The organism is Bradyrhizobium sp. BRP56 (genome assembly GCF_020194035.1).
GTDB classification, from domain to species: Bacteria; Pseudomonadota; Alphaproteobacteria; order Rhizobiales; family Xanthobacteraceae; genus Bradyrhizobium; species Bradyrhizobium australafricanum.
In genome coordinates this window covers 1-1884 of the sequence record NZ_JADYVV010000155.1, presented here as the reverse complement: position 1 = coordinate 1884, position 1884 = coordinate 1, and the positions used below count along the sequence as shown (strand labels likewise).

The following is a 1884-nucleotide window of genomic DNA, read 5'->3' as shown; positions in this document are numbered from 1 at the left end:
GGATCGGCCAGGGTCGAGGTGTCGCCGAGGCTCGACGACTCGTCCTCGGCGATCTTGCGCAGGATGCGGCGCATGATCTTGCCGGAGCGGGTCTTGGGCAGGCCGGGCGCGAACTGGATCAGGTCCGGCGAGGCGATCGGGCCGATGTCCTTGCGGACCCAGGCGACCAGCTCCTTGCGCAGCGCTTCCGTCGGCTCGGTGCCCTTCATCAGCGTGACATAGGCGTAGATGCCCTGGCCCTTGATGTCGTGCGGGTAGCCGACGACGGCGGCTTCCGACACCGCCTCATGCGCGACCAGCGAGCTCTCGACCTCGGCGGTGCCCATGCGGTGGCCGGAGACGTTGATGACGTCGTCGACGCGGCCGGTGATCCAGTAATAGCCGTCGGCATCGCGCCGGCAGCCGTCGCCGGTGAAATACTTGTTCTTGTAGGTCGAGAAATAGGTCTGCTCGAACCGCGCATGGTCGCCATAGACCGTGCGCATCTGGCCTGGCCATGACTTGGTCAGGCAGAGATTGCCCGAGGTCTCGCCGTCCAGCGTCTTGCCGTCGGCATCGACGATCTCCGGCACCACGCCGAAGAAGGGCCGTGTCGCCGAACCGGGCTTCAGCTTGGTCGCGCCGGGCAGCGGCGTGATCAGGATGCCGCCGGTCTCGGTCTGCCACCAGGTGTCGACGATCGGGCAGCGGTCGTCGCCGACCACGCGGTAATACCACTCCCAGGCTTCCGGATTGATCGGCTCGCCGACCGAGCCGAGCAGGCGCAGCGATTTGCGCGAGGTCTTCTTCACCGGCTCGTCGCCGCCCTGCATCAGCGCGCGGATCGCGGTCGGTGCGGTGTAGAAGATGTTGACCTTGTGCTTGTCGACCACGTTCCAGAAGCGCGAATTGTCCGGATAGTTCGGCACGCCCTCGAACATCAGCGTGGTCGCGCCGTTACAGAGCGGCCCGTAGAGAATGTAGCTGTGGCCGGTGACCCAGCCGACGTCGGCGGTGCACCAATCGATGTCGCCGTCGTGATAATCGAACACGTATTGATGCGTCATCGACGCGAACACGAGGTAGCCGGCCGAGGTGTGCAGTACGCCCTTCGGCGTTCCGGTCGAGCCCGAGGTGTAGAGGATGAACAGCGGGTCCTCGGCGCGCATATGCTCGGCCGGGCATTCCGTCGTCACCATGGCAGCGGCCTCGTGATACCAGAGGTCGCGGGTCGGGTTCATGTCGATCTTGCCGCCGGTGCGCTTCACCACCACGACCCAATCGACGCCGCCGGTTTTGGCGATCGCGGCATCGACATTGGCCTTCAGCGGCACTTTCCTGCCGCCGCGCAGGCCCTCGTCGGCGGTAATCACCACCTTCGAGTCGCAGTCCTTGATGCGCTGCGCGAGGCTGTCCGGCGAGAAACCGCCGAACACCACCGAATGGATGGCGCCGATCCGCGCGCAGGCCAGCATGGCGTAGGCCGCTTCCGGAATCATCGGCAGATAGATCGTGACGCGGTCGCCCTTCTTGACGTTCCGCGTGCGCAGGATGTTGGCCATCTTGCAGACTTCGTCGTGCAGCTGGCGGTAGGTGATGTGCTTGGATTCGGAGGGATCGTCGCCCTCCCAGATGATCGCGGTCTGGTCGCCGCGCTTGTCGAGATGGCGGTCGATGCAGTTCCAGGCGACGTTCAGCACGCCATCCTCGAACCATTTGATCGAGATGTTGCCCGGTGCGAAGGAGACGTTCTCGACCTTGCTGAAGGGCTTGATCCAGTCGATCCGCTTGCCGTGCTCGGCCCAGAAGCCGTTCGGGTCCTTGACCGAGTGCGCGTACATCTCGCGATATTTGGCGTCATCGATATAGGCGCGCTTGGCCCAGTCGGCCGACACGTCATAGATC

The 1884-nt window shown here is 64.6% G+C and carries 1 protein-coding gene; it reads right to left on the bottom strand.

Annotated features, from left to right (window positions below; translation table 11 throughout):
• Positions 1-1883: acetate--CoA ligase (gene acs / locus I6F38_RS43095; RefSeq protein WP_225164671.1), on the bottom strand; the 1883-nt coding region annotated here is incomplete at its 3' end.
• Between the last annotated feature and the right edge of the window lies 1 nt (position 1884).